Origin of the sequence: Hymenobacter cheonanensis, assembly GCF_030581075.1 — a bacterium.
In the GTDB taxonomy this organism is placed as follows: Bacteria; Bacteroidota; Bacteroidia; order Cytophagales; family Hymenobacteraceae; genus Hymenobacter.
In genome coordinates, this window is record NZ_JAUQSW010000009.1 from 104,192 (window position 1) to 129,838 (window position 25,647).

Here is a 25,647-nt window from a genome sequence, read left to right on the forward strand (position 1 = left end):
AAACGTGTTTTAATGGGCTAGTACTTACACGTAATTGTTGAGCATCACCGGCATTACCAGCATCAGGATACTCTCGTTTTCGTCGGCCTGGGTGGGCATGAGCAGGCCGGCGCGGTTGGGCGTGCTCAGCTCCAGCGTGATTTCTTCGGAGTCGATATTTGACAGCATTTCCTGCAGGAAGCGGGCGTTGAAGCCGATTTCCATGTCCTCGCCGTCGTACTGGCAGGCGAGCGTTTCCTTGGCTTCGTTGCTGAAATCCAGGTCCTCGGCCGAAATCACCAGTTCGGCGCCGGTGAGACGCAGGCGCACCTGGTGGGTGGTTTTGTTGGAGTAGATGCTGATGCGCCGCACCGAATTCAGCAATTCCTGGCGATTGATAATGAGCTTATTAGGGTTGCTCACCGGAATCACGTTCTCGTAGTCGGGGTAGCGCTCGTCGATGAGGCGGCACACCAGGCGCATCTGGTTGAACGAGAAGAACGCGTTGCTCTGGTTGAACTCCACGCGCACCGGCGTAGCCTCGCTGGGCAAGGAGCTTTTCAGCAGGTTGAAGGCCTTGCGCGGAATAATGAGGTTGGCAGTTTGGCCGGCGCCTACGTCCTGGCGGCGGTAGCGCAGCAGGCGGTGGCCGTCGGTGGCCACGAAGGTTACCTGGGCCTCGCCTAGCTGCACCAATATACCCGTCATGGCGGGGCGCAGCTCGTCGGTACTTACCGCGAAGATGGTCTTATTGATGGCGCGGGCCAGCGACGACGACGGGATTTCGACCGGCGCCGAGCCCTTCACCACCGGCACGCGGGGGAAGTCGGCGGCGTTTTCGCCGGCTAGCTTGTAGCGGCCGTTGGCCGAGCTGATTTCGATGGTGTAGGTTTCCTCGTCCAGCGTGAAGGTCACGGGCTGGTCGGGCAGGTTCTTGAGCGTGTCGAGCAGGATGCGGGCGGGGGCAGCGATGCGCCCCGACTCGCGGGCTTCGATGGGCAGCTCGGTCATCATGCTCGTCTCCAGGTCGGAGGCGGTGATGGTGAGCTTGCCGGGCTCAATCTCAAACAGGAAGTTCTCGAGGATGGGCACCACGGGGTTGTTCGTGACCACGCCGTTGATGCTCTGGAGCTGCTTGAGCAGGGCCGAGGACGAAACAATGAACTTCATACAGTGAGGCTGGGCTAGGGTTTAGAGGGGCGCAAAGATAGCGCACAGGGCCGGGGTTTTTGCACGCCTGGCGGGCGCCGGGTGGCTTGCCGGGCGTGCGAAAAAGCCCGTACTTCGCGGCAGCCGGGCTAGCCCGGCCACCGCAACCACGCACTTTTTTATGCGCGACACCATTATCGACTTTATCGGTATTTATAAGCTGCTGGTGCCGCTGCACGAGCCCTTTGTTATTTCGCTAGGCCCCCTACCCCACGTGCAAAACGTGGTAGTGGTGCTGCGCACGGCCGGCGGCGCCACCGGCTACGGCGAGTGCAGCCCCTTTCTCACCATCAACGGCGAAAGCGTGGACACCTGCTTTATCGTGGCGCAGTACTTTGCCCCGGCCCTAAAGGGCCGCGATGCGCTGGACCTAGCCGGCTGCCTGGCCGAGCTGGACCGTATCATCTACGGCAACAGCAGCATTAAAAGCGCCTTCGATATTGCCTTGCACGACCTGGCGGCCCAGCACGCGGGCCTGCCGCTGTACGCCTTCCTGGGCGGCCGCAACGACAAAGTACTGCACACCGACATGACCGTGAGCCTCGGCCCGGTGGCCAAGATGCAGGCCGATGCCGTGCGCTACCAGCAGCAGGGCTTTCCGGCCATTAAGGTAAAGCTGGGCGAAACGCTGGAACTGGACGTGGCGCGCATTCGGGCCATCCGCGAATGCATCGGCCCGGCGCACCCGCTACGCATCGATGCCAACCAGGGCTGGCAAACGGCCGATTATGCTATTCCGGTGTTGCAGGCCCTGGCCGAGTTTAACATTGAGCACTGCGAGGAGCCCATTCTGCGCCACCACTTTATGGAGCTTAGCCGGGTGCGGGCGGCCTCGCCCATCCCCATCATGGCCGACGAAAGCTGCGGCGACGAGCACGACGCGGCCCGCCTCATTGCGCTGGGCGCCTGCCAGCAGCTTAATATCAAGCTCGGCAAGTCGTCGGGCTTTCACCGGGCCGGCAAGATTGCGCGGCTAGGGGCGGCCGCCGGCCTCACCCTGCAAGTGGGTGGCTTCCTCGAATCGCGCCTGGGCATGACGGCCGCCGCCCACCTGGCCCTCACCAACGACGCCATCCGGCACGTCGATGTCGATACGCCACTGCTATTCGCCGAAGACCCGGTGGTGGGCGGCATCCGGTACCGCCCCGGCGGCGTGGTTGAGCTGCCAACCGGGCCGGGCCTGGGCGCTAGCATCGACGCGGCCTGGCTGCGCCGTGCCGAGCAGGTTGTTTTTTAAATCAGCGCAGCCATAGCTAGCCTTCGCGTTGGAACGTAAGGCTAGCCACGGCCGCAGTTTACTGCTGAGCGGATAAGTTGACTGCTAGCTGACTGCCTTGCTCTGAATACAGCAAAACCTCAATTGCCGAGGCGTGTACTAACGATAAAGAGCCGCCATAGATGGTGGATATTTCCGTGCGCGTCAGGCCACCTTCAGCTTGCAGGTTTTGCAAAATGTCTAGCGGCAAGAACCCGGCGATTTTTGTATAGTCCATCCAGTCAGCGAAACTCTTGCTATCTATTGTAAGTGCTTCTGCTTCGCCTATTATTGAAGAGCCTAGTTCGTATTCAGTGAACTCCTGAAATGAACAAAATACTTTCTGAAACTTAAGAATCAAAAACGGCCAGTCCTCCAGATTATAGCAGAAGTCTTTATTCCAGATAGCATCGAGTTGAATTACCAATACCCAGCTATTTACTCTATCAAGAAAAGTTTTATAGCAGCCTGAATCATGCAGTGTAATATTTTTCAATAATTCCTGCATTGAAGTTTTGGTAGCTGCTGCCCAATCAAAATCAGTAAGCACTTTATGGGCTAGCCAGGTGGGGTATTTTTCAGCTTCCATTTAAATAATTAATAATACAAAAGCCCCAGCCTTTACCGGCTGGGGCTTCCAAGATACCGCTAGGGTCGCTAGGCGCTACACGTTAAACCGGAAGTGCATGATGTCGCCGTCCTGCACCACGTAGTCCTTGCCTTCGACGGCCATTTTGCCGGCTTCTTTGATTTTTACCTCGGTTTTATATTCCTGGTAATCGGCTAGCTTGATAACCTCGGCGCGGATGAAGCCCTTCTCAAAATCGGAGTGGATGACGCCGGCGGCGGCGGGCGCTTTATCGCCACGGTGCACGGTCCAGGCGCGCACTTCCTGCACGCCGGCCGTGAAGTAGGTAATGAGGTTGAGTAGCTCGTAGCTGGCGCGGATAAGCTTGTTCAGGCCCGACTCGGTGAGGCCGTACTCGCCCAGGAACATCTCCTTTTCTTCGGGGTCTTCCATGTCGGCAATCTGCGCCTCGATGGCGGCCGACACCAGCACTACCTGCGCGCCTTCGGCGGCTACGTGCTGGCGCAGAGCCTCCACGTGCTTGTTGCCGTTGGTGGCGATGCTGGCCTCGTCCACGTTGGCCACGTAGATGACGGGCTTGATGGTGAGCAGCTGCAAATCAGCCACGGCGGCCAGGTCGTCTTCGCTAGCCGGCACGGCGCGGGCGTTCTCACCGCCTTCGAGGGCCTGCTTGAATTTCTGGAGGCTAGCCACTTCTTTCTTGGCCACGGCGTCGCCAGCTTTGGCGCTGCGCTCGCTCTTCACCAGCTTTTTGTCAACGCTTTCGAGGTCTTTGAGCTGCAGCTCGGTGTCGATAACGTCTTTGTCAAACACGGGGTCGACGCCGCCGGCCACGTGCACTATATTGGGGTCGTCGAAGCAGCGCACCACGTGAATGATGGCGTCGACCTCGCGGATGTTGGCCAGAAATTTATTGCCCAGGCCCTCGCCCTTGCTAGCCCCTTTCACGAGGCCGGCGATGTCGACAAACTCGATGATGGTGGGCAGCACGCGCTTGGGGTTCACGAGGGCTTCCAGAATCTGGAGGCGCTCGTCGGGCACGGTAATCACGCCCACGTTGGGCTCGATGGTGCAGAAGGGGTAGTTGGCCGATTCGGCCTTGGCGTTAGATAACGCGTTGAAAAGCGTGGATTTGCCGACGTTCGGCAGGCCGACAATACCGCAGCGGAGGCCCATTTTGTTGAGTGTTGAGTTGTGAGTTATGAATTATGAGTTGCCCACAATTCTGGCGCAAAGGTACGGCGGGCGGCGGCGCGGGCCGTAGCCGGCTAGCCCCCAACGCAAAGCGCCGCTGCTCTGGCTCAGAACAGCGGCGCGGCGACTACTATTTCTCCCCCTCGTAAATTCAGCGCGTGTGCCTAGTAGGTGCTATCGCCCAGGTCAGACGGCGGGCGGCTAGCCGGGCCGTCCAGCGGCTGCCCATCGCTGCCGGGGCGGGGCTGCTCGCCGTCGTAGGCCGGGCGCGGGCGGTCAAGCTCGGCCACTTCTTCCTCGGTCAGCAGCTCGTCGCGCACAAAATCGACGGCGTCGTGCAGGGCGTCGATAAATTTATTGAAGTCCTCCTTGTAGAGAAAAATCTTGTGCTTTTCGTAGCTGGCCGGGCCGTCGGGGTCGGCACCGGGGCGGCGCTTGCTTTCCGTGATGGTGAGGTAATAATCCTGGCCACGGGTGGCTTTTACGTCGAAGAAATACGTACGCTTGCCCGCCTTCATGCGGTGCGAGTAAATTTCTTCCTGGTCTCTTGAATAACGGTCGTCCACAGGCTGGGGAGGAAAAAATAGGTGGGGTTTTGTTTGATAGCGCGCTAAACTTGTATCGGCTTAGACAAAGATAAAGCTGGAATAGCTTACCTGAAACGGACCGCTATACGCACGAAACCCAACGGGTGGTTTGCTTGTCTATCAGGGCGTAAGATTATTTCAGGGCCGCTTGGCATTCGGCTTAACCTCGGCTATTTTATAAACGCTGCCTTAGACCAATGTAGCAACCTGATTCCTAGCAGCGTACTATTTTTTCCTCCTTTGCTTATGCCTACGCTCGACCTCGCCGCTATTCGCTCTTTTGAAAACCTCGAGCTGCTGGCCCGGCAGCTGGTCGATGGTTTTATTACCGGCCTGCATCAGTCGCCCTACCACGGTTTTTCGGTCGAGTTCAGCGAGCACCGCCTCTACAACCCCGGCGACAGCACCCGGCACGTCGACTGGAAGGTATTTGCCCGCACCGACAAGCTCTTTGTGAAGCGCTACGAAGAGGAAACCAACCTGCGCGCCCACCTGCTGCTCGATGTGAGCCCGAGCATGTACTACCCCGCGCCGGGCCACGACAAGCTCAAGTTTGCGGTGCTGGCCGCCGCCGCGCTCACCACGCTCTTGCAGCGCCAGCGCGATGCCGTGGGCCTCGTCACCTTCGGCGAAACGGTGGAGCTGCAAACGCCCGTGCGCTCGACCAGCAGCCACCGCCACACCCTGCTGCTAGCCCTGCAGCAGCTGCTGGAGCGCCCCGCACCCACGGCGGCTACCCGCCGCGCCACGGCCCACACCGATGTGGCCGGCGTGCTGCACACCATCGCGCAGCAAATTCCCAAGCGCTCGCTCGTCATCGTATTCAGCGATATGCTGGGGCGTGGCGCCCAGGAGCAGGAGGCCGCCCTGGCCGCCTTGCAGCACCTACGCCACCAGCACCACGAGGTGCTGCTGTTTCACGTGCTGGACCGGGCCACGGAAAGCAATTTCGATTTTCAGGACCGCCCCTACATCTTCGAAGACGTAGAAACGGGCCAGGAAATCCGCCTACAACCGGCGCAGGTGCGCGAGCAGTACCGGGTGGCCATGCGGCAGTTTGAGGCCGACCTGGCCCTGCGCTGCGGCCAGCTCAAAATTGACTTTGTGCCCGTAGATGTGCGCGAGCCGTTTGATAAGGTGCTGCACGCCTACCTGGTGAAGCGCGGCAAGGCGCGCTAGGCCCACGCTTACCGGGCGCGGACCTCACCCAAATTTCAACGACCTGGCGAGGGCTAGCCCCGCTCCTTCCTTATGCTATTCCATCTGCTTCCCTACCTGCTGCTCTACGCGCTCAATGTGCCGCTGGCGCTCATCACGGCCTACATTGCCTACTCGCACGGGCAGCGGTTTTTACCCTGGCTGCTCATTGGGCTGGCGCTGCCGTTTGTGTCGGTTTTTCTGGCTATTGCGGTGGCCGTGCGCCACAAGCAGCGGGCGGCGGCGGCCCGGGGCGGCGCGCCGGCCCCGGTGCCCGCCCCCGGCGAATTTGAGTAAAGCGCAGCCTTGCCCGTAGCTTCGCGGCAGTTTTTCACTGGCCGGGCTGCCCGGCGCATTCTTTTTTGGTATGTATCAAGTTCTCCTTCTCCTGCACTCGTGGCTGCGGTGGTTTGTGCTGGGCGCGGGCCTGCTGGCCGTGGTGCGCGCCTACGCGGGCTGGACCGGCCGCCGGCCCTTCACCAAGGGCGACAACGCTATTTCGGCCGCGTTTTCGGGCTTTATGTGGCTGCAGGTTATCATCGGGTTAGGCTTGTATTTTGGCCTGAGCCCCTGGGGCCTGAACGGCCTGAAGCAATACGGCATGAAAGACCCCACGGCCCGCTTTTTCGGCGTAGAACACCTGGCTGTCATGCTGCTGGCTACCATCCTGGCCCAGGTGGGCCGCATCGCCCTCAAGCGCGCGCCCACCGACACGCTCAAGCACAAGAAAGCCTTCACCTACTTCGCCATTGCCCTGGTGCTGGTGCTGCTCATGATTCCGTGGGGCATCTGGAACCCCGGCCGGCCGCTGTTTCGGTTTTAATTGCTAAAAACACTTAGAATGCCCGCCTCTCAAAGCTGAAAGGCGGGCATTCTAAGTGTTAAATAATGTTAACTTGTGGACGAAGACCTAATAATTCTTGAATTAAATGCCCGCTGGCAATGGCGAATTCCCTTCGGATGGATTCCTATAACCGGAGGTGAAATCATCGCCGATACGGAGATTTATTACGCTGAGTATTTCGATTTTTTTGAGCCGGAAATTACTACTGCGATAAGCCGTATTTATAATTTAACCGAAGTGTATGAACTGGTTGAAGATGGGCAAATGGGTATACGGCCCATCGCTGACTGCACCTTCTTCTACGATGGACTAGAGCGGCTGTATACTGATAAGAACTTTCAGTTTGTGCTTTATTTCTCACACGAAACTTCCGTGACTGTGGGCGGCAAAGAGTTGCTGGCTGAGATTCACAGAATATGGCCTGAATACAAGAATCATCTCTGGCAAGCTGATTATTGGAATCAAGCTCCTAACCGGGAGAATTTTTACTAATAATCAGTATTCGCGTCGTAGTCAAAGAGCCAGCTCTTCCACAAATAGGAAAGCTGGCTCTTTGACTACGACGCTAGCCCTTTCTTACACATTCATCCCGCCCGAGGCCTCAATGCGCTGGGCGTTTATCCAGCGGGCCTCATCGGTGCAAAGGAAGGCCACGATGCCGCCGATGTCGTCGGGCTCGCCCACGCGGCCTAGGGCCGTGGCGCCGGCTACGGCGGCGTTCACCTGCGGGTTGTCGCGCACCATGCCGCCGCTGAAATCAGTGGCGATGGCGCCGGGCGCCACTACGTTGGCGGCAATGCCGCGCGCGCCCAGCTCCTTTGCCTGGTAGCGGGTCAGCACCTCAATGGCGCCCTTCATGGCCGCGTAGGCCGAGGAGCCGGGGTAGCTGAACCGGGCTAGCCCCGACGAGATATTGATAATGCGGCCGCCATCTTCCAGCAGCGGCAAAGCCTTCTGGGTCAAGAAGAACGGGCCCTTGAGGTGCACGTTCACTACCTCATCAAACTGCGCCTCGGTGGTGTCGGCAAAGGCGGCGTGCAGGGCCGTGCCCGCGTTGTTTATCAGAAACTGAAACCGCTCGGCCTGGAAGGTATCGCGCAGGGTGGCTTGCACCTGGGCAAAAAAGCCGTCGAAGCTGGCGCTGTTGCCCGCGTCGAGCTGCAACGCGGCAGCCTGGCGGCCGTGGCTTTTGATTTCGGCCACTACGGCGTCGGCGTCGGCCTGCTGGCTGTGGTAGGTGAGGATGACGTCGATGCCTTTGGCGGCGAGGCTCAGGGCCATGTTTTTGCCGAGGCCCCGGCTGCCGCCGGTAACGAGGGCGATTTTGGAAGTGCTCATGAAGAAGGATTTAGCTAGGGTGAATGAACAGCACAAAGGTCCGGCTCCCGGCCGGCCAGCGCATGGTGAGTAGCCCAGATTAAATGGTGTCAGCTTCCGATAGTTCGACCCGCCGGGCGGCCCACACCTGCTCGCGGTACTGCTTGGGCGTGGTGCCCGCAAAGCGCTTGAAAAACTTGGTAAAATTTGAGGGGTCGTAGGTGAGGCTAGCCGCGATATCGGCCACCGGGCGGGTAGTGTCGCGCAGCAGGCCCTGGGCCACGGCCAGGATTTCGGCCTCGAAAAAGAAGCACGGCGGGTGGCCGGTGGTGAGCTTGAGCGTGTTGCTGAGGTGCGTGGGATGAATGCAGAGCTGGCCGGCAAAGTCGCGGATTTCGAGCATTTCGGTGGCGCGCCCGGCCGCGATGTCGGCCACGTGGCCAGCCACCAGGCGCTTGAAATCGGCCGTTATCTCGTGCTGGCGGGCCAGTATTTTCTGAGGGATGGGAGTAGTCGCCATGCGCAGGTAACAGATGGAAGGCAGAATTTTCCTGAGGCAAGAAGATACGGGCTAGACGAAATGCCGGGCCGATTACTTTTAATCCATTATCCAGCACCGTTCACCCCGCTCCTGTCGCCATGCCCACCGACTTTCTTCCCAGCGCCCGCAAGCAATTTGCTTATTATAAACTACTAGGCGAGCAGGCCCTGAGCCAGGTTTCCGACGAGCATCTGCACTGGCAGCCTTCGGCCGAGAGCAACAGCCTGGCCACCATTGTGCAGCACCTGAGCGGCAACATGCGCTCGCGCTGGACCGACTTTCTCACCACCGACGGCGAGAAGCCCTGGCGCACCCGCGAGGCCGAGTTTGACCCCCAGCCGCGACCGCGCGCCGCGGTGCTGGCCGAGTGGCAGGCCGGCTGGCAGTGCCTCTTCGGGGCGCTCGATGGGCTAGCCGAGGCCGACCTGGGGCGCATCATCTATATCCGCAACCAAGGCCATACGGTGCTGGAGGCCATCAACCGGCAGCTGGCGCACTACCCCTACCACGTGGGCCAGCTGGTTTTTCTGGCCCGGCTGGCGGCGGGCGCGGCGTGGCAGTCGCTGTCTATTCCGCGCGGCGGCTCGGCGGCTTACAATGCCAAGAAATTCGCGCAGCCGCCCCACCACGAGCACTTTACGGATGAGAAGCTGGCACGCTAGCCAGCGCCGAAACTATCCGACCCGGCATTAAATCCGTATTAATAATAGCCCGCCGCTGCAATAAGCTGCGCCGTAGTGCGTCTTTCTAGGTACTTATTCTTTCCCTCCTAACGCCCGTCGCTATGCTTTACCTGTTCGGCCGCCTCGCTCTGAGCGATTCTTTCTACTTCAACCAGGACGTGCACGCCGATGAGCAGCCCGAAGCGTCATCGGCCCACCGGCCGGCCGCCGCTTCGGCCCGGGATGCCCGTGCCTCCGCGCCCAGCCCGCCACCCCGCCGCAGCAGCTCCCAGCCCTTAGCTAGCCCCCCGGCCGCCGAAAGCGCCGCCTGAAAACCGGCCTAGTGCCCGGCCGGGCTGGCCCGCCGCCACAGGCGGTAGGTACCCACGGTATCCACGGGCTGGTAGCGGCCTTGCAAACTGGGCGGCAGGGCATCGTTGGCAGCCGTGAGGTAGTAATCGGTGGCCACGGCCGGGCGCTGCGCCGGGTGCGGGGCCTGGCCGCCGGCCCGCAGGTACAGGAAATACGGGTAGAAGCTTTCTTCCGAAAAACCCACCGAGGTAGTACCGGCCGGCAGCCGGGCCAGGCGCTGCTGCGCGGCCTCGAAGCCGCCGGTCAGGTCGTAGTAATACAGGGCTAGCGGCTCGCGCACTGGGTTGTGCCGCACAAAGCCCAGCCCGGTAACTCCTACCACGGCCAGCGCGCCGGCCAGCCCCGCCCAGCGGTGCCAGCGCCCCAGCAGCACGCCCACGGCCAGCGGCGCCAGCACCACGGCCAAACTGAAGAGCGCCAGCAGATTGCGATGAAAAATAACGTGCCGCAGCCCCAGCGTGCCGCCCAGCATGGCCAGCAGCCAGCAGCCATACAGCAGCCCTAGCCGCCAGTAGCGGCGGTGCGCCAGCAGGCCCAGCGGCAGCAGCGCCAGCCCATACGCCAGCCAGGGCCCCAGGCCGATTTCGCCAAACGCATAGGGCGCGTAGCTTTTCACATCGGGCCAGGCTTTCCCTATAAACTCGCCCAGGCTGCCGTCAAAAGGCCGCACGTAGGGGTTGGCTGCCAGCGCCGCCAAGCCCGAAAAGCCGATGGCCGGCAGGTAAAATACCCCCGCCAGGGCTAGCGCCCCCACCTGAGCCAGCCAAAACTGCCCGTCGAAGCGCCGCTGCCGGGCCTGCACCACGGCACCCGCCAGCAGCTGCGCCGCGTGGTAAAACAAAAAAGTAGGCACCGTGGCGTAGCCCGCCGCCACTGCCAGCGCATTCACCACCAAGCTACTGCGCCTGGGCCGCCGCCAGTAGGCCAGCAGCGCCGCCAGCGCCACCCAGTGCAGCAGCGCATACAGCGCGTAGCCCCGCGCCTGAAACCCGAAGCCCCACAGCGAGAACTGCAAGCCGGCCAGCACCGCCAGCAGCGCGCCCGCCCAGCGCCGCCCACTCAGGCCCGCCACCAGCCGGAACACCACCGCCAGCGTGCTTGCGTAGGCCAGGCCCGAGAGCAGCCGGCCGGTGGGCACCAGCCAGGGCAGGCGGTGCAGCCAGCCAAATAAACCGCCATTCAACAGATTGAACAGCACGTGGTTGTTGGGCAGCATGTAGTAGCTCCAGGTTGCCAGCAGCGACTCATTGCCCGCGCAGTACACCGCCGAAAACACCTCGTCGTAGGCGGGCGGCACCTGGGTGGCGCCCCAGGCCCAGAGGCCCGCGGCCAGCCCCAGCAGCCCCGCCAGCCAGGGCCAGTCGGCTCGGCTTAGCAGGCGCAGCGGCGGGGCGGCTACCACTGGCCGCCGCCGGCCCCACCAGCCGTAGGCCCCTACCCCACCCAACGTTGCCAAAGCCAGCCCAGCCAGCAAGTTGCCCCGCGCCTTCACGGCAGGCGTAAAAAAATCGCGGGGCCAGGCTGGTCCCCGGTATAGGAACGGCGTGTGGTGCAGGTACCAGTCGCGCAGGGCGGGGTAGGGTGTGAGCAGGTAGGCCAGCAGCGCCACCGCAGCCAGCAGCAGCAGCACCGCCCCGGCCACTAGGCCCCACCCGGCCCGGCGAGGGAGGGTAGGGCCCGCGGCCGGGGCGGCGAGGTCCGGCGCGGGGCGCGGAATCAGCATAATTTATTGCCCGAGCACGATGGCGAAAATCAGCGGGGCCACGATGGTGGCGTCGCTCTCGATGATGAATTTCGGGGTTTTCTCGCCCAGCTTGCCCCAGGTTATTTTCTCGTTGGGCACGGCGCCCGAGTAGCTGCCGTAGCTGGTGGTGGAGTCCGAAATCTGGCAGAAATAGCCCCACAGCGGCACCGAGTGGCGCTGCAAGTCCTGGTGCAGCATGGGCACCACGCAGATGGGAAAGTCGCCGGCAATGCCGCCGCCAATCTGGAAGAAGCCCACCTTGCTCTCGTCGGTAGCCTGCGAGGTGTACCAGTCGGCCAGGTAAATCATGTACTGAATGCCCGTGCGCATGGTGTGCACGTTCTTGATATCGCCCGTGATAACGTGGCCGGCGTAGATGTTGCCGAGGGTCGAGTCTTCCCAGCCGGGGCAGATGATGGGCAGGTTTTTCTCGGCCGCCGCCAGCATCCACGAGTCTTTGGGGTCAATCTGGTAGTACTGCTCCAGCTCGCCGCTCAGCAGAATCTGGTAGAAGAACTCGTGCGGGAAATACGCCTCGCCGGCCTTGTCAGCCTTCTCCCAAAACTTGAGCACGGTGTGCTCGAGGCGGCGCATAGCCTCCTCTTCGGGGATGCAGGTATCGGTGACGCGGTTCATGTGGCGCTCCAGCAGGGCCTGCTCGTCGGCGGGCGTGAGGTCGCGGTAGTGCGGCACGCGCTCGTAGAAGTCGTGGGCCACGAGGTTGAAGATGTCTTCCTCCAGGTTGGCACCCGTGCAGCTGATAATCTGCACCTTGTCCTGGCGAATAAGCTCGGCCAGCTGAATACCCATTTCGGCGGTGCTCATGGCGCCGGCCAGGGTAATCATCATTTTGCCGCCTTCGGCGAGGTGCTTGTTGTAGCCATCGGCCGCGTCGATGAGAGCGGCGGCGTTGAAGTGGCGGTAGTGGTGCTTGAGGAAGTTGGTAATGTGCATGGTGGGGAGGATTGAGTACGCCCGTCATGCTGAGCTTGCCGAAGCATCTTGCTAAGGTACGTAAGGGTGTTACTCCGTACGTAACCGGCCAAGATGCTTCGGCAAGCTCAGCATGACAAACGCTTTTTGGTAAGCAGCTTACGCCGGCTCGGCGATAATCAAATTGTGGTTGGTGTAAATGCAGATATCGGCCGCAATGTGCAGGGCGTCTTCCACCATTTGGCGGGCCGTGAGGTGCGGGGCGTGCTTTTTGAGGGCTAGCGCGGCGGCTTGCGCATACATGGCGCCGCTGCCGATGGCGGCCACATCCATGTCGGGCTCCAGCACATCGCCGGTGCCGCTCACTATCAGCAGCTCGTCCTTGTCGCACACCACCATCATGGCTTCGAGCTTGCGCAAATACTGGTCTTTGCGCCAGTCTTTGGCCAGCTCAATGGCGGCGCGCTTGAGGTTGTTGCCGTAGGCGGCGAGCTTCTCTTCGAAGCGGTCGAGCAGCATAAAGGCATCGGCGGTGGAGCCGGCGAAGCCGGTCACCACTTTGCCGTCGTTGAGCTGGCGCACTTTGCGCACGTTGTTTTTGGCCACGTGCTTGTCCATAGTGGCCTGGCCGTCGGCCCCGAGGGCAATCTGGCCGTTGTGGCGCACGCCGAGCACGGTGGTAGAGCGAATTTTTGGGAGCATGGCGCAAAAATACGCCCGCTAGGCCAGCCACCGGCCCAACTGCCCAATATGCCCCCTGGCCTACTCGTCAAATACCCCCACCTAGCCGTACCAGAAAGGCGTTGAATCAAATCCGACTTCGGCTTGCTGTGCGCGGCGGCATGGGCGAATTTTAAGCGGCGCTTGGCTCAGCTGCCTGGGCACCAGGTACGGCTAGCGCAAAGGGGCGGGCTTTCATCGGCGCGCCCTCGTTCAGCTAGCCACCCAACCGGGCCCTAGCGTGGGGCCATGCCGCCGCCGGGCCTACTCCCTGTTATCCTTGCCGTATGAATAAACTGATTCGCTACGGGTGGCTGCTGGGGTGGTGGCTGCTGGCCGGGCCGGCCGCGGCGCAGCGGCTGGTGCAATCTATCAGCGCCAACTGGCTGTTTAGCAAAGACTCAGCGGCCTTCGACACAAGCCGCGAGCCCGCCGCGCCGCATTGGGAGCCCGTGTCGCTGCCCCACACCTGGAACGCGGCCGACGTGCTCGACGATACGCCCGGCTACTACCGGGGTGTGGGCTGGTACAAAAAGACGCTGCGCGTGCCCGCCGCCTGGCAGCACCGCCGCCTGTGGCTGCGCTTCGAAGCCGCCAACCAGGAAGCCGAAGTGTACGTGAATGGCCAGCTGGCGGGCCGCCATAGTGGCGGCTACACGGCATTCAGCCTGCCCATCAGCCACTTGCTCGCTTTTGGGCCGGGCGGGGCTAGGGCCGAGGTGCTGGTGAAGGTGACCAACCGCTTCAACGCGGCCATCCCGCCGTTGTCGGCCGATTTCACGTTCTACGGCGGCCTTTACCGCGATGCTTATTTGGTGGCGGCCGAGCCCGTGCACTTTGACCTGGCCAATCATGCCTCGGCGGGCGTGTTCGTAACTACGCCCGCCGTAGCGGCCGGGGCGGCGCAGGTGGTGGTAGCCGGGCGCGTGGTGAATGAGTTGACTCGGGCGCAGCCAGTGGTCATCACAACCCGGGTCGTGACCCGCGAGGGCCAGCTCGTGGGCCAGCAGCAAACGCGCCTTTCCCTGCCAGCGGGGGCTAGCCGGGCGTTTCGCCTGGCGCTGCCGCCGGTGCGGCAGCCGCACCTGTGGGCGCCCACCGACCCCTACCTCTACCGGGTGCTAACGACGGTGCAACCGGCCGGTCAGCCCGCTAGCCCAGCCTTTGATGAAGTGAGCAGCCCGCTCGGCCTGCGCTGGTTTCGGTTTGATGCCGCGCAGGGTTTCTTCCTGAATGGGCAGCCGCTCAAGCTTATCGGCACCAACCGCCATCAGGACTACCCCGGCCTGGGCAACGCCCTACCCACCGCCCTGGCCGAGCGCGACGTGCAGCTGCTCAAGGAGATGGGTGGCAATTTCCTGCGCGTGTCGCACTACCCGCAGGACCCCGCCGTGCTCGAAGCCTGCGACCGGCTCGGCATCCTAGCCTCGGTCGAAATTCCGGTGGTGAACGCCATCACCGACTCGCCGGCCTTCTTCCAGACCTGCCGCGCGATGCAGACCGAGATGATTAGGCAAAACTTCAACCACCCGAGCGTCATCATCTGGGCCTACATGAACGAGGTGCTGCTGCGCCTGCCGCCCGGCCTGAAGCGCGATAACGACGCTGGCCGCGCCTACCTGCGCCGCGTGCAGGCCCTGGCCCAGCAGCTCGACAGCCTCACGCGGCGCGAAGACCCTGCCCGCCCCACCATGCTCGTGTGCCACGGCGACTACGAGTTGTATAAGCAGGCCGGGCTGCTGGCCGTGCCGCAGGTGCTGGGCTGGAACCTCTACCAGGGGTGGTACTCGGGTGATTTGCAAGGCTTTCCCAGCTTTCTAGACCGCCTGCACCGCGAGCTGCCCGCCACGCCGCTGCTCGTGACGGAATACGGCGCCGACGCCGACGAGCGGCTGCACGCCGCTGGCCCCCGGCGCTTCGACAAAACCACGGAGTATGCCAACCGCTACCACCAGTTTTACCTGGCGGCCATTCTGGCGCGGCCTTTCGTGGCGGGCAGCACCGTCTGGAACCTGGCCGAGTTCAACTCCGAAACCCGGCAGGAGGCCGTGCCGCACATCAACAACAAAAGCCTGCTCACCGCCGACCGCCGCCCCAAAGACGCCTACCTGTTTTACCAGGCGCGGCTGCTGAAAACGCCGTTTCTCAAAATCGGCTCGCGCGCCTGGACCCTGCGCGCCGGCCCGGCGGCCGGCCCCGATTCGCTCATCTGCCGGCAGGTAGTGGAGGTGTATACCAACCAGCCCGCCGTGCAGCTGCTGCTCGATGGCCGCGACCTGGGCACCCGGCCGGCCGCCGAGGGGCTAGCCCGCTTTTCGGTGCCCTTCCACAATGGCCCCAACCAGCTGCGGGCGCAAGCGCCCGGCCAAGCAGTAGATGATGAAGTAAGTATTGACTTTCACCTGATTCCGACCCGGCTAGCCGATGCGAGAATACCCTTTACCGAGCTGAATGTGAGCCTCGGCGACGAGCGCACGTTCACCGATGCCCGGCTGCACCAGGTGTGGCTGCCCGAGCAGGCCTACGCGCCCGGCGGCTGGGGCTACGTGGGCGGCCACGTGTATAAGCTGCCTGGCGAGCGCCTGCCCTACGGCTCCGACCGCAACATCCTGGGCACCGAGTACGACGCCATGTACGAAACCCAGCGCCTGGGCCTCAGCGAGTTTCGCCTCGACGTGCCCGATGGCGCCTACGAGCTTACGCTGCACTTTGCCGAGCTAGAAGCTGCCCCGCAGGCCGAGCAGCTCGCCTACAACCTGGCGGGCGAAAAAGCCGCGCCCGCCGCCGCAACGGGCCCGATGGCCCGCCGCTTCTCGGTGCTGGTGAATGGCCAGGCCGCCCTGCCCGGCCTGGACGCGGCTAGCGGCCTGCGGCCCTTACAAGCTGCTAGTTTCCGGGTGCCGGTGGTAGCGCGGGGCGGGCAGGGCATCCGGCTCGTTTTTCAGGCCGAGGCCGGGGAAGCCTTTTTGAATGGCTTGCAGATAAAGCGCGTGTTTTGAGGGGCTAGCCACTTAGCTGGCGGCTTTTCTGTTGCAGGAAATAGCTCTTCTCACTTGCTGACAGCCGCCACGGGAACGCCGCCGTATAGCCTGGCCTATCTTGGCCGGGTTAGCTGCGCGCTCACCCGGCTAAGGGCAATGCGGCCGGCTGAGGCAGGATAAGCAATTCATTTTTTTAGCTGGCAGCCCGCGCCAGCGTCTTGCGCATGAGTGCTTCCACGTATGATGCCGTTGTGGTGGGGTCGGGGCCCAATGGGCTGGCGGCCGCCATTGCCTTGCAGCAGGCCGGCCTGGCCGTGCTGCTGCTCGAAGGCAAAGACGAGCTGGGCGGCGGCCTGCGCACGGCCGAGCTGACGCTGCCCGGCTTCCGCCACGATATCTGCTCGGCCATTCACCCGCTGGCGGCGGCCTCGCCCTATTTCCAGACCCTGCCCCTAGCCCAGTACGGGCTGGAATATATCACGCCGCCCGTGGCCGCTGCCCACCCCTTCGACGATGGCAGTGCGGCGGCGGCAATGCACTCCCTGGCCGATACCGCCCAAGCGCTAGGCCTTGATGCTGAGGCTTACACGCGCTTACTGGCGCCCTTGGTGGCGAGCTGGCCGGGCATTGCCAGCGACGTGCTGGCCCCGCTGCACTGGCCCAAGCACCCACTGGCTATGGCCCGGTTTGGCTTGCCCGCCCTGCTGCCCGCCACGGTGCTGGCCCGGCGGTTTCGGGGGCAAAAGGCGCAGGGGCTGCTGGCCGGCATGGCGGCGCACGCCATTCAGCCGCTCAGCAATCTGGCCACTTCGGCCGCGGGCCTGGTGCTGCTTATTGCGGCGCACCGCGGCGGCTGGCCCCTGCCCAAAGGCGGCTCGCAGGCCATTGCCGATGCGCTGGTGGCCCACTTTCGGGCGCTGGGCGGCACCGTAGAAACGGGCACCTTTGTGCGCTCGCTAGGGCAGCTGCCGCCGGCCCGGGCCGTGCTGCTGGATGTGACGCCCGCGCAGCTCTTGCAGCTGGCCGGGCACCGCCTATCCAGCATCTACCAGTGGCAGCTGCGGCGCTACCGCTACGGCATGGGCGTGTTTAAAATCGATTGGGCGCTGGCCGAGCCAATTCCGTTCATCGCCCCCGAGTGCACCCGCGCCGGCACCGTGCACCTGGGCGGCACCCTAGCCGAAATTGCTGCGAATGAACGCGCTACGGCCCAGGGCCAGCACCCCGACCGCCCCTTCGTGCTGCTAGCCCAGCAGAGCCTTTTCGATGCCACCCGCGCCCCGGCCGGCCGGCACACGGCCTGGGCCTACTGCCACGTGCCCCACGGCTCGCGGGTCGATAGAACCGCGGCCATCGAGCGCCAGGTCGAGCGCTTTGCGCCGGGCTTTCGCGCGCGCATCCTCGGTCGCCACACCTTCGACACGGCGCAGCTAGAAAGCTATAACCCCAACTATGTGGGCGGCGATATCAACGGCGGCGTGCTGGATATCAGCCAGTTGTTTACCCGGCCGGCGCTGCGCGCCTCGCCCTACCGCACCTCGCAGCGCGGGCTGTATTTGTGCTCATCGGCCACGCCGCCAGGCGGCGGCGTGCACGGTCTGTGCGGCTACCACGCCGCCCGGCGCGCCCTGCGCGACATATTCCACTTGCCCGCGCCGCCGCTTTTCCAGGGCTAGGGGCCCGGGCTTTTCTCCTAAACGAAACGCCCGGCCGGCGAAGCTAGCTGCTTCGCCGGCCGGGCGTAGAAAGGCAGTAAACCGGGGCGGCCTACACCAGCGTGCGCAGGGCTTCGCGGCTGAAGCCGGCTAGCTCGGCGGCACGGCCCGCCCGGATTTTCTCCACCCACTCGGGCTCCACAATCAGGGAGCGGCCCACGGCTACGAGGTCGAAGTCGCCGCGGTCGAGACGGCGCAGCAGCTCGTCGAGCGATTGCGCATTGGGCACCGAGGCTTCGCCCGCGAAGCCCGCCAGAAACTCGCCCGACAGCCCCACCGAGCCCACCGTCATGGTGGGTTGGCCGGTTAGCTTTTTCACCCAGCCGGCGAAGTTCAAATCGGAGTCTTGGTTCTCAAACTCGGCCTCCCAGAAGCGGCGCTGCGAGCAGTGAAAAATATCTACGCCGGCTTCGGCCAGGGGCGTAAGCCAGGCGGCCATTTCGGCGGGCGTGTGGGCTAGCTTCACGTTGTAGTCCTGCTGCTTCCACTGCGAGAGGCGCAGGCTGATAACGAAGTCGTTGCCCACCTGCCGGCGCACTTCGCGCACCAGTTCCACGGCCAGGCGGCTGCGGCCAGGCAGGTCGGGGCCACCGTAGGCATCGGTGCGCTGGTTGAGGCCCTGCCAGAAAAACTGGTCGATGAGGTAGCCGTGGGCGCCGTGCAGCTCCAGGCAGTCGAAGCCCAGGCGCTTGGCATCGGCGGCGGCCCGGCCGAAGGCGGCGATGGTATCGGTTATATCGTTCTCCGTCATGGCGTTGCCCTTGGCTACGCCGGGTGCCACCAGGCCCGACGGGCCTTCGAAGGGCTGCGCGGGCGTCCAGCCCGAGCGGTGCTCGTTCATCACACCCATGTGCCAGAGCTGCGGGCCAATTTTGCCGCCGCCCGCGTGCACTTCCTCGGCTACGTGCTGCCAGCCCGCCAGGGCCACCTCGCCGTAGAAGTGCGGGATGTTAGGGTCGTTAGACGAGGCCGGGCGCTCGACCACGGTGCCTTCGGTCAGAATCAGGCCCACCTGGCCCTCGGCCCGGCGGCGGTAATAGGCGGCCACATCGGCGCCCGGCACGCCACCCGGCGAGAACGACCGGGTCATGGGCGCCATCACAATGCGGTTTTTGAGCTGTAGCGATTTCAGTGAAAACGGCGAAAAAAGGGCGTTGGAAGCCATAAGCTTTTTACAAAAAGATAAGCGGCTGATAACCGGCCACCGGCCCCATTTGATTTAAAAAAAGCCCTGGCCAAGCCCCCGGCCCTAGCACCAGAAGCCGCCGCACGCCCTTGGCCAAGGCCAGGGATGTTGCCTCACGGGCCTGGCTGCCAACTTCGTGCGGGCCACCCAAGCAGCTCTCCCCTATGCAAGCACCCTAGCCCGGAAAGCACCCGGCCTAAAAACAAAAAACAGCCCCGAAGGGCTGTTTTTATAACTTTGCATCTTCATAAAAGCCAGCTTAGCAGCTAGCCCTGGCCTCAGATGAGCATGCGCATGGGGTCTTCCAGCAAGCCTTTCAGGGTTTGGAGGAAGGCCGCGCCGGTGGCGCCGTCTACCACGCGGTGGTCGCAGCTCAGCGTCACCTTCATGATGTTGCCGATGGCTAGCTCGCCATTCTTCACCACGGCGGTTTGCTTGATGCCGCCCACTGCCAGGATGCAGGCATCGGGCGGGTTGATGATGGCCGTGAACTCGTCGATGCCGAACATACCCAGGTTCGAGATGGTGAAGGTGCTGCCTTCCCACTCGGCGGGTTGCAGCTTCTTACTCTTGGCTTTGCCGGCCAGCTCTTTCACCTCGGTGGCAATCTGCGACATGCCTTTGCCATCGGCGTTGCGGATAACGGGCACCAGCAGGCCTTCGTCCACGGCCACGGCCACGCCGATGTTCACCACCTTGTTTTGGCGAATGCGGTCGCCGAGCCACGACGAGTTGATGGCCGGATGCTGCTTCAGGGCCACGGCCGAGGCCTTGATTACCATGTCGTTGAACGAGAGCTTCACCGGCGACAGCTCGTTGAGCTTCACGCGGGTTTCCATGGCCTTGTCCATCAGAATTTCCATCGTGAGATAGAAATGCGGCGCCGTAAACAGGCTCTCCGACAGGCGCTTGGCAATCACCTTGCGCATCTGCGACACCGGGGTATCGGTGTAGGTGCCTTCGGCAGCGGCCGGGGCCGGAGCGGCGGCGGGCTTGGCGGCGGCCGGCTGCTCGGGCAAAGCCGCCTGAATGTATTCGCTGGGGGCCGAGGCCGGCGCGGCCGCCGGAGTTGCGGCCGGGGCTGCCTGGGGCTGTGCGTTTTCGAGGTCGCGGGCTACAATGCGGCCGTTTTCGCCGCTGCCTTTAATCTGGCGCAGGTCTACGCCCTTGTCTTTGGCAATGCTTTTGGCCAGCGGCGAGGCTAGCAGGCGGCCGGTGCTCTCGGCCGGTGCGGCGGCCGGGGCCGCTGCCGCGGCGGGCGCGGCGGCAGTTGGGGCAGCTTCGGCGGGCGCCGGGGCGGCACCGCCGCTCTGGCCGCCCAGCAGGGCCTGAATATCAGCACCTTCCTCACCAATAATGGCCAGCACGCCATCGACGGCTACGGCTTCGCCTTCCTTAGGGCCGGTGTAGAGCAGGGTGCCGTCTTCGTAGTTTTCGAGTTCCATGGTGGCCTTGTCGGTTTCGACTTCGGCCAGCACGTCGCCCGACTTCACCTTGTCGCCTACCTTTTTCAGCCAGGCGGCGATGGTGCCTTCGGTCATGGTATCGCTCATTTTCGGCATGCGCACCACGGTGGCTTTCTTGCCATTGGCGGACGCGGCCGGGGCCGCGGGGGCACCAGGGGCCGGCGCGGGGGCCGCAGCCTGGGGCGCCGGGGCGGGCGCTGGAGTTGGGGCCGCGGCGGGGGCCGGCGCAGCCGCTGGCGGGGGCGCGCTAGCCCCAGCCTGGCCGCCCAGCAGGCCCGAAATGTCTTCGCCTTCTTTGCCCACAATGGCCAGCACGCCATCTACGGGTACGGAGTCTTTCTCTTTGGGGCCGATGTAGAGCAGGGTGCCGTCTTCGTAGTTTTCGAGTTCCATGGTGGCCTTGTCGGTCTCGACTTCGGCCAGGATGTCGCCCGACTTCACTTTGTCGCCTACTTTCTTGAGCCAGGCCGCGATGGTCCCTTCGGTCATCGTGTCGCTCATTTTCGGCATTTTGATAATTTCGGCCATCGGAGTTGCAGGTTGGGATTGGAGGCCAAAATTAGCCGCCAAAATGTGGGGAAACAATTGGCCGGTACGGCCAAGTGGGCAGCCTAAGTTAGGAAGCAGGCGCCAAGTGACTTACGTCCAAAAAATTGCGAATGGTATAGCGCCCGTCCACGTAGTGCAGCTTGTAGAGGCAGAGGTTCTGATGCTCAAAGCCATCCATGTAGCGCAGCGGGTAGCCTAGCAGCTGGCACAGCAGCACCCGCAGGGCGCGGCCGTGCAGGCACACCAGCACCATTTCATCCTGGGGCCGGCTGTGCAGCAGCTCGATAAACGGGCGCTGGCGGGCAGCGACCTCGGCCGGGCTTTCGCCGCCGGGCAGGCGGGCGTGGTCGTCGCCGGCCTGCCAGGCCGCCAGCACGCGGGCATATTCGGCGTCTTCGGCGGGCGTGATGCGGGTGCCTTCGCGGGTGCCCCAGCTTATTTCGTTCAGGCCCGCGTGGGCCTCGTGCGGCAGGCCGGCCTCGATAAACTGCTGCACCGACTGCCGCGTGCGCTTGAGCTTAGACGTGTACACGCGGGCAAACGGTAGGTCCTTGTAAGCAGCCCAAAACTGGGCGGCCTGCTGGCGGCCCCGCGCGTTGAGGTCCGAGTCGACGCCACTGCCCTGCACAATGCCTTGCACGTTGAAGTCGGTCTGGCCGTGGCGAAGAAGGTAAAGCTGCTGAACTGGCACGGGCGTGGGCGAAGTAGTTTTGCCGAACAATGCCGTAAAGTACGGGTTGGAATTCGGTGCTTAGTTAGGGGGGTATGGTGCTTGACGGCATTTTTTTGCTACCGCCCAGCCAAGTAGTCCAGACCAAGCACCACTACAAGCACCACGCACTACATGACGCTCGACGACGTAAAAACCTGGGTTTCGCACCGCCCCACCCTAGCCGATGCGCTGGGCATTGAACTCACCGCCATCACCGACCAGTACCTCGAAGGGCGCATGCCCGTGGATGGCCGCACGCACCAGCCCATGGGCCTGCTGCACGGCGGCGCCTCGGTGGCCCTGGCCGAAACGCTGGGCAGCATCGGGGCCGCCACCCGCATCGATGTGACGCGCCAGGCCTGCGTGGGCCTCGAAATCAACGCCAACCACATCAAAGGGGTGCGCGCGGGCTGGGTGCGCGGCCGGGCCACGGCCCTGCACGTAGGCCGCACTACGCAGGTGTGGGAAATCCGCATCACGCACGAAGAGACGGGGGCGCTGGTGTGCATCAGCCGCATCACGATGGCCGTGATTGACCTGCCCGCCGCCACCGAAAAACAGGCCTGATGCAAGCGGCAGAACCCCGGCTCCTTTCCTGGCCCGCCGCCACGGCCGGCCCCGATGCGTGGGCCCGCCTGCGCCACCTGGCGGCGGGTGCCTTGCGCACGGGCCGGCCGCTGGCCATCTGGCGCGAGCCGGGGGCTAGCCACCCGCGCCTGCTGATAGCGCGCTCTTTAGAAGCCACTTACACGGGCCTGCCACCCGCGCTCGACGCCCAGGCGCCGGCCGGCTTCGCGTTTTTTCCGTTTCGCGATTCGGACCACAACCCGGCGCTTTTTCTGCCCGCCGATGTGCAGTATGACCTGGCCCGGCCCGATACGGTGAGCATTGCGCCCGCCGCCCGCGCGCTAGTGCCCAACATCACGGCCTGGCTAGCCCTGCCCACACCGCCCGCGCTGGCCTGGCACTACAGCCCGCAGCCCGCCCCGCCCGCTGCCACCGAGGCCGAGTACACCCAGCTGGTGCGCACCGGCGTGGCCGCCATTGCGGCCGAAGAAGTGGTGAAAGTAGTGACCTCGCGCGTGGCGCACCGGCCGCTGCCGGCGGGGTTCGACCCGCTAGGGGCCTTTGCCGAGCTAAGCCAGCACAACCCGCGCGCTTTCGTGTCCTTGGTGAGTGTGCCGGGCGTGGGCACCTGGCTGGGCGTGTCGCCCGAGGTGCTGGCCGAGGTCACGGCCGATGGCTTTTTTCATACCATGGCCCTGGCCGGCACGCAGCCGCTGGTGGCCGGCCGCAGCCCCCAGGATGCCATTTGGCGGCAGAAGGAAATTGAGGAGCAGGCCTTGGTGGCGCGCTACATCGTGAGCTGCTTCAAGCAGCTGCGCCTGCGCGAATACCACGAGGCGGGGCCGCGCACGGCCGTGGCCGGGCAACTATTGCACCTGCGCACCGACTTTGAGGTCGATTTGAAAAACGTCCCTTCGCCCGCCTCGCTGGGCACCGATATGCTGCGGCTACTGCACCCTACCTCGGCCGTGGGCGGCATGCCCAAGGTGGCGGCGCTAGCCTTCTTGCACCGCCACGAGGGCTACGACCGCGCCTACTACAGCGGCTTTTTGGGGCCGGTAAACGTGGCGGGCCCCGGCGTGGCGCGCCTCTACGTAAACCTGCGCTGCCTGCAACTGCGGCCCACCGAGGCCATCCTTTACGCCGGTACCGGCCTCACCATCGACTCAGACCCTAGCCGCGAGTGGCAGGAAACCGAGCTGAAGCTGCAAACCGTGGGGGCGATTCTACACTAGGAGTCTGTACTTAAAACGTTTGTCATGCTGACGAAGGAAGCATCTTGTCAGGTTTGCAGCCGTTAGAAACAAGCTAAATGGTCTTAGTCCTGACAAGATGCTTCCTTCGTCAGCACGACAACCGTTTTTGACGTTATTCCTTTTCCATGCAAAATATCCAAGCCGTTTTTAACATTGCCGAAATCTGCGCCCGGCACGGCATTACCGACGTTGTGCTGTCGCCCGGCTCGCGCTCGGCGCCGCTCACGCTGGCCTTTGCGCGGCACCCGGCCTACCGGGGCAAGCTGCGCGTGGTGCCCGACGAGCGGGCCGCCGCCTTCATCGGCCTGGGTATTGCGCAGGCCACGCGCCGGCCGGTGGTGCTGGTGTGCACCAGTGGCACGGCCGGCCTCAACTACGCACCCGCCGTGGCCGAAGCGTTTTTTCAACAGATTCCGCTGCTCGTGCTCACCGCCGACCGCCCGCCCGAGTGGATAGACCAGCTCGACGGCCAGACCATCCGGCAGCGCAACCTGTACGGCGCGCACGCCAAGGGCACGTTTGACTTTCCGGCCGACACCGCCCATGCCGATGCCAAGTGGCACGGCGAGCGCATTCTCAACGAGGCCATCAACCTGACCCTGGCGGGCCCGGCCGGGCCGGTGCACGTGAATGTGCCGCTGCGCGAGCCGTTCTACCCCCAGGCGGGCGAGGAAATGGACTACGAGGCCGACGTTAAAATTATTCGCGACGACCACTCGAATACCATTCTGCCGCCGGCCGAAATTCTGGATTTGCGCCGCCAGCTGCGCGATGCGGGCCGGGTGCTGGTGGTGGCCGGCCAGCAGGCCGACAGCCCTAGCCTGGCGGCTGCGCTCTACGAGTTTGCCCAGGCGCGGCAAGTGGCGGTGGTGGCCGACAGCATTGCCAACCTGGGCGACGTGCCCGCCGTGCGGCACCACGACGTTTTTCTGGCCGGCCTGTCGCCCGCGCAAAAAGCCGGCCTGCAGCCCGACCTGCTCATCACCTTCGGCCAGTCGCTGATTTCCAAAAGCCTGAAGCTGTTTTTGCGCGCGGCCGCGCCTGCTCAGCACTGGCACCTGCAAGCCGCCGGCGAGGCGGCCGATACCTTCCGCAGCCTCACGCGGGTTATTCGGGTGCAACCAGCCGTGTTTTTTCAGCAGCTGGCGGTTTCCGAAACCAAGGATTATAACCGAGCGGCCAGCCCGCAGCCGGTTTCTTTTCTCAGCCTGCGGGAAGCCCAGAAGGTGACGGACGACCCGGACGCAACCGAGGCGCCCGCGCCACTAGCCCAGTTGGAACCGCTACCGAGCGAGCCCGCCGCCAGCCTTACCTGGCCGCTCGCCGAAACGGCCGCTATTACCTTCCTGAGCCAGTTTTTCGCCGCCGACGACCAGCCGTTCAACGAGTTTGCGGCCTTCCGGCTAGCCCTGGCCAACCTGCCCGACGATACGGCGCTGCACCTGGCCAACAGCATGGCCGTGCGCTACGCCAATATTCTGGGCCTGCCCGATGACCAGCAAATCGAGGTTTTTGCCAACCGGGGCACCAGCGGCATCGATGGCTGCACCAGCACGGCCGTGGGCGCGGCCCTAGCCCAGCCCGAGCGGCCGGTGGTGCTGCTCACCGGCGACGTAGCGTTTTTTTACGACCGCAACGCCTTCTGGCACAACTACCCTGCGCCCAACCTGCGGGTGATGCTGTTCAACAACCACGGCGGCGGCATTTTTCGGCTCATCGACGGGCCGCGCCAGCAGCCCGAGCTAGCCGAGTTTTTTGAAACCCACCAGGCCCTCACGGCCGAGAATTTGTGCCGCGATTTCAACCTGCGCTACCTGCCGGTGTCGTCGCTTGAAGAGCTTACTACCGCGCTGCCGGTTTTCTTTGCAGCCGAAAGCGGCGCGGCAGTGCTGGAAATCTTCACCGATTCTAAAACCAACGCCGCCTTTTTTGAAGAATACCGCGCCGCCGTGAGAGCGGCATTTTCTTAATTTTTCTCAGCGAACCTCGGCGGTAACTTCCCAAACGACCTCTGGCAAGTTACCGCTGAGGTACGCAGTGGTTGTCGCCGAGGTTCGCTGAGCTTTTCTACT

The 25,647-nt window shown here is 63.6% G+C and carries 24 protein-coding genes; 12 read left to right on the forward strand and 12 right to left on the reverse strand.

What is annotated here, in order from left to right:
* Positions 1–24 precede the first annotated feature (24 nt).
* Complete coding sequence (dnaN, locus tag Q5H89_RS16765; protein ID WP_305020491.1) at positions 25–1,149, reverse strand: DNA polymerase III subunit beta; 1,125 nt, start codon at positions 1,147–1,149, stop codon at positions 25–27.
* Positions 1,150–1,309: 160 nt separating this feature from the next.
* On the opposite strand from dnaN, the gene Q5H89_RS16770 reads away from it, so the two are divergent.
* Positions 1,310–2,425 carry a mandelate racemase/muconate lactonizing enzyme family protein gene (locus Q5H89_RS16770; protein WP_305020492.1) on the forward strand — a complete coding sequence of 372 codons (1,116 nt, stop codon included), beginning with the start codon at positions 1,310–1,312 and terminating at the stop codon, positions 2,423–2,425.
* Between the two features lie 58 nt (positions 2,426–2,483).
* On the opposite strand, the gene Q5H89_RS16775 is transcribed toward Q5H89_RS16770, so the two are convergent.
* From Q5H89_RS16775 to Q5H89_RS16785, 3 genes are all read right to left on the reverse strand, one after another.
* Positions 2,484–3,032 (reverse strand): hypothetical protein, encoded by a 549-nt coding sequence (locus Q5H89_RS16775; RefSeq protein WP_305020493.1) that lies wholly within the window; start codon positions 3,030–3,032, stop codon positions 2,484–2,486.
* Positions 3,033–3,107: 75 nt separating this feature from the next.
* Complete coding sequence (gene ychF, locus Q5H89_RS16780; RefSeq protein WP_305020494.1) at positions 3,108–4,208, reverse strand: redox-regulated ATPase YchF; 1,101 nt, start codon at positions 4,206–4,208, stop codon at positions 3,108–3,110.
* A 182-nt stretch (positions 4,209–4,390) separates the two neighbouring features.
* Positions 4,391–4,792: a DUF3276 family protein gene (locus tag Q5H89_RS16785; RefSeq protein ID WP_305020495.1), complete on the reverse strand. Its 402-nt coding sequence runs from the start codon at positions 4,790–4,792 to the stop codon at positions 4,391–4,393.
* A 267-nt stretch (positions 4,793–5,059) separates the two neighbouring features.
* Here Q5H89_RS16785 and Q5H89_RS16790 point away from each other — a divergent pair, with 267 nt between their 5' ends.
* The 4 genes from Q5H89_RS16790 (at position 5,060) to Q5H89_RS16805 (ending at position 7,346) form a co-directional block, all read left to right on the forward strand.
* Positions 5,060–5,992: a DUF58 domain-containing protein gene (locus Q5H89_RS16790; RefSeq protein WP_305020496.1), complete on the forward strand. Its 933-nt coding sequence runs from the start codon at positions 5,060–5,062 to the stop codon at positions 5,990–5,992.
* Positions 5,993–6,064: 72 nt separating this feature from the next.
* A complete protein-coding gene (locus tag Q5H89_RS16795; RefSeq protein WP_305020497.1) occupies positions 6,065–6,307 on the forward strand; it encodes a hypothetical protein in 243 nt (80 codons plus the stop codon).
* 70 nt (positions 6,308–6,377) lie between these two features.
* Positions 6,378–6,833: a hypothetical protein gene (locus Q5H89_RS16800; RefSeq protein WP_305020498.1), complete on the forward strand. Its 456-nt coding sequence runs from the start codon at positions 6,378–6,380 to the stop codon at positions 6,831–6,833.
* Between the two features lie 75 nt (positions 6,834–6,908).
* The gene (locus tag Q5H89_RS16805; RefSeq protein ID WP_305020499.1) at positions 6,909–7,346 is read left to right on the forward strand and encodes a hypothetical protein; all 438 of its coding nucleotides are present in this window, start codon (positions 6,909–6,911) and stop codon (positions 7,344–7,346) included.
* An 84-nt stretch (positions 7,347–7,430) separates the two neighbouring features.
* On the opposite strand, the gene Q5H89_RS16810 is transcribed toward Q5H89_RS16805, so the two are convergent.
* Both Q5H89_RS16810 and Q5H89_RS16815 read right to left on the reverse strand, forming a co-directional pair.
* A complete protein-coding gene (locus Q5H89_RS16810; RefSeq protein WP_305020500.1) occupies positions 7,431–8,192 on the reverse strand; it encodes an SDR family NAD(P)-dependent oxidoreductase in 762 nt (253 codons plus the stop codon).
* A 79-nt stretch (positions 8,193–8,271) separates the two neighbouring features.
* Positions 8,272–8,691 carry a helix-turn-helix domain-containing protein gene (locus Q5H89_RS16815; RefSeq protein WP_305020501.1) on the reverse strand — a complete coding sequence of 140 codons (420 nt, stop codon included), beginning with the start codon at positions 8,689–8,691 and terminating at the stop codon, positions 8,272–8,274.
* 119 nt (positions 8,692–8,810) lie between these two features.
* Between Q5H89_RS16815 and Q5H89_RS16820 the strand changes: the two genes are divergently transcribed.
* Positions 8,811–9,374 (forward strand): DUF1572 family protein, encoded by a 564-nt coding sequence (locus Q5H89_RS16820; protein WP_305020502.1) that lies wholly within the window; start codon positions 8,811–8,813, stop codon positions 9,372–9,374.
* 122 nt (positions 9,375–9,496) lie between these two features.
* Positions 9,497–9,706, forward strand: a complete 210-nt coding sequence (locus Q5H89_RS16825) for a hypothetical protein (RefSeq protein ID WP_305020503.1) — start codon at positions 9,497–9,499, stop codon at positions 9,704–9,706.
* 8 nt (positions 9,707–9,714) lie between these two features.
* Here Q5H89_RS16825 and Q5H89_RS16830 read toward each other — a convergent pair whose 3' ends face one another.
* From Q5H89_RS16830 to hslV, 3 genes are all read right to left on the reverse strand, one after another.
* Positions 9,715–11,469, reverse strand: coding sequence for a hypothetical protein (locus Q5H89_RS16830; RefSeq protein ID WP_305020504.1), 1,755 nt, complete (start codon positions 11,467–11,469; stop codon positions 9,715–9,717).
* A 3-nt stretch (positions 11,470–11,472) separates the two neighbouring features.
* Positions 11,473–12,444 carry a deoxyhypusine synthase family protein gene (locus Q5H89_RS16835; RefSeq protein WP_305020505.1) on the reverse strand — a complete coding sequence of 324 codons (972 nt, stop codon included), beginning with the start codon at positions 12,442–12,444 and terminating at the stop codon, positions 11,473–11,475.
* 138 nt (positions 12,445–12,582) lie between these two features.
* The gene (gene hslV / locus Q5H89_RS16840) at positions 12,583–13,125 is read right to left on the reverse strand and encodes an ATP-dependent protease subunit HslV (RefSeq protein ID WP_173113619.1); all 543 of its coding nucleotides are present in this window, start codon (positions 13,123–13,125) and stop codon (positions 12,583–12,585) included.
* Positions 13,126–13,430: 305 nt separating this feature from the next.
* Between hslV and Q5H89_RS16845 the strand changes: the two genes are divergently transcribed.
* Both Q5H89_RS16845 and Q5H89_RS16850 read left to right on the forward strand, forming a co-directional pair.
* Complete coding sequence (locus Q5H89_RS16845; RefSeq protein WP_305020506.1) at positions 13,431–16,142, forward strand: glycoside hydrolase family 2 TIM barrel-domain containing protein; 2,712 nt, start codon at positions 13,431–13,433, stop codon at positions 16,140–16,142.
* A 206-nt stretch (positions 16,143–16,348) separates the two neighbouring features.
* On the forward strand, positions 16,349–17,800 hold the full coding sequence (locus tag Q5H89_RS16850) for a phytoene desaturase family protein (protein WP_305020507.1): 1,452 nt from the start codon (positions 16,349–16,351) through the stop codon (positions 17,798–17,800).
* Between the two features lie 91 nt (positions 17,801–17,891).
* Here the strand turns inward: Q5H89_RS16850 and Q5H89_RS16855 are convergent, their stop codons facing one another.
* The 3 genes from Q5H89_RS16855 to Q5H89_RS16865 form a co-directional block, all read right to left on the reverse strand.
* Positions 17,892–19,004 (reverse strand): NADH:flavin oxidoreductase, encoded by a 1,113-nt coding sequence (locus Q5H89_RS16855; protein WP_305020508.1) that lies wholly within the window; start codon positions 19,002–19,004, stop codon positions 17,892–17,894.
* Positions 19,005–19,303: 299 nt separating this feature from the next.
* Positions 19,304–21,019: a pyruvate dehydrogenase complex dihydrolipoamide acetyltransferase gene (locus tag Q5H89_RS16860; RefSeq protein WP_305020509.1), complete on the reverse strand. Its 1,716-nt coding sequence runs from the start codon at positions 21,017–21,019 to the stop codon at positions 19,304–19,306.
* Positions 21,020–21,107: 88 nt separating this feature from the next.
* Positions 21,108–21,761: a histidine phosphatase family protein gene (locus tag Q5H89_RS16865; protein ID WP_305020510.1), complete on the reverse strand. Its 654-nt coding sequence runs from the start codon at positions 21,759–21,761 to the stop codon at positions 21,108–21,110.
* A 123-nt stretch (positions 21,762–21,884) separates the two neighbouring features.
* Here Q5H89_RS16865 and Q5H89_RS16870 point away from each other — a divergent pair, with 123 nt between their 5' ends.
* The 3 genes from Q5H89_RS16870 (at position 21,885) to menD (ending at position 25,545) form a co-directional block, all read left to right on the forward strand.
* Complete coding sequence (locus tag Q5H89_RS16870) at positions 21,885–22,319, forward strand: hotdog fold thioesterase (RefSeq protein ID WP_305020511.1); 435 nt, start codon at positions 21,885–21,887, stop codon at positions 22,317–22,319.
* A complete protein-coding gene (locus tag Q5H89_RS16875; protein WP_305020512.1) occupies positions 22,319–23,554 on the forward strand; it encodes a chorismate-binding protein in 1,236 nt (411 codons plus the stop codon). Before Q5H89_RS16870 ends, Q5H89_RS16875 begins: the two co-directional genes overlap by 1 nt.
* Before the next feature lie 146 nt (positions 23,555–23,700).
* Positions 23,701–25,545, forward strand: a complete 1,845-nt coding sequence (gene menD / locus Q5H89_RS16880; protein WP_305020513.1) for a 2-succinyl-5-enolpyruvyl-6-hydroxy-3-cyclohexene-1-carboxylic-acid synthase — start codon at positions 23,701–23,703, stop codon at positions 25,543–25,545.
* Positions 25,546–25,647 lie beyond the last annotated feature (102 nt).

What these genes read in the sequence shown, in the direction of transcription:
- Q5H89_RS16815 (WP_305020501.1), bottom strand. Translation starts at nt 8,691, where the DNA reads ATGGCGACTACTCCCATCCCTCAGAAAATACTGGCCCGCCAGCACGAG.
- Q5H89_RS16835 (WP_305020505.1), bottom strand. Translation starts at nt 12,444, where the DNA reads ATGCACATTACCAACTTCCTCAAGCACCACTACCGCCACTTCAACGCC.
- dnaN (WP_305020491.1), bottom strand. Translation starts at nt 1,149, where the DNA reads ATGAAGTTCATTGTTTCGTCCTCGGCCCTGCTCAAGCAGCTCCAGAGC.
- Q5H89_RS16795 (WP_305020497.1), top strand. Translation starts at nt 6,065, where the DNA reads ATGCTATTCCATCTGCTTCCCTACCTGCTGCTCTACGCGCTCAATGTG.
- hslV (WP_173113619.1), bottom strand. Translation starts at nt 13,125, where the DNA reads ATGCTCCCAAAAATTCGCTCTACCACCGTGCTCGGCGTGCGCCACAAC.
- Q5H89_RS16870 (WP_305020511.1), top strand. Translation starts at nt 21,885, where the DNA reads ATGACGCTCGACGACGTAAAAACCTGGGTTTCGCACCGCCCCACCCTA.
- menD (WP_305020513.1), top strand. Translation starts at nt 23,701, where the DNA reads ATGCAAAATATCCAAGCCGTTTTTAACATTGCCGAAATCTGCGCCCGG.
- Q5H89_RS16830 (WP_305020504.1), bottom strand. Translation starts at nt 11,469, where the DNA reads ATGCTGATTCCGCGCCCCGCGCCGGACCTCGCCGCCCCGGCCGCGGGC.
- Q5H89_RS16790 (WP_305020496.1), top strand. Translation starts at nt 5,060, where the DNA reads ATGCCTACGCTCGACCTCGCCGCTATTCGCTCTTTTGAAAACCTCGAG.
- Q5H89_RS16845 (WP_305020506.1), top strand. Translation starts at nt 13,431, where the DNA reads ATGAATAAACTGATTCGCTACGGGTGGCTGCTGGGGTGGTGGCTGCTG.
- ychF (WP_305020494.1), bottom strand. Translation starts at nt 4,208, where the DNA reads ATGGGCCTCCGCTGCGGTATTGTCGGCCTGCCGAACGTCGGCAAATCC.
- Q5H89_RS16820 (WP_305020502.1), top strand. Translation starts at nt 8,811, where the DNA reads ATGCCCACCGACTTTCTTCCCAGCGCCCGCAAGCAATTTGCTTATTAT.
- Q5H89_RS16810 (WP_305020500.1), bottom strand. Translation starts at nt 8,192, where the DNA reads ATGAGCACTTCCAAAATCGCCCTCGTTACCGGCGGCAGCCGGGGCCTC.
- Q5H89_RS16875 (WP_305020512.1), top strand. Translation starts at nt 22,319, where the DNA reads ATGCAAGCGGCAGAACCCCGGCTCCTTTCCTGGCCCGCCGCCACGGCC.
- Q5H89_RS16800 (WP_305020498.1), top strand. Translation starts at nt 6,378, where the DNA reads ATGTATCAAGTTCTCCTTCTCCTGCACTCGTGGCTGCGGTGGTTTGTG.
- Q5H89_RS16775 (WP_305020493.1), bottom strand. Translation starts at nt 3,032, where the DNA reads ATGGAAGCTGAAAAATACCCCACCTGGCTAGCCCATAAAGTGCTTACT.
- Q5H89_RS16855 (WP_305020508.1), bottom strand. Translation starts at nt 19,004, where the DNA reads ATGGCTTCCAACGCCCTTTTTTCGCCGTTTTCACTGAAATCGCTACAG.
- Q5H89_RS16860 (WP_305020509.1), bottom strand. Translation starts at nt 21,019, where the DNA reads ATGGCCGAAATTATCAAAATGCCGAAAATGAGCGACACGATGACCGAA.
- Q5H89_RS16825 (WP_305020503.1), top strand. Translation starts at nt 9,497, where the DNA reads ATGCTTTACCTGTTCGGCCGCCTCGCTCTGAGCGATTCTTTCTACTTC.
- Q5H89_RS16770 (WP_305020492.1), top strand. Translation starts at nt 1,310, where the DNA reads ATGCGCGACACCATTATCGACTTTATCGGTATTTATAAGCTGCTGGTG.
- Q5H89_RS16850 (WP_305020507.1), top strand. Translation starts at nt 16,349, where the DNA reads ATGAGTGCTTCCACGTATGATGCCGTTGTGGTGGGGTCGGGGCCCAAT.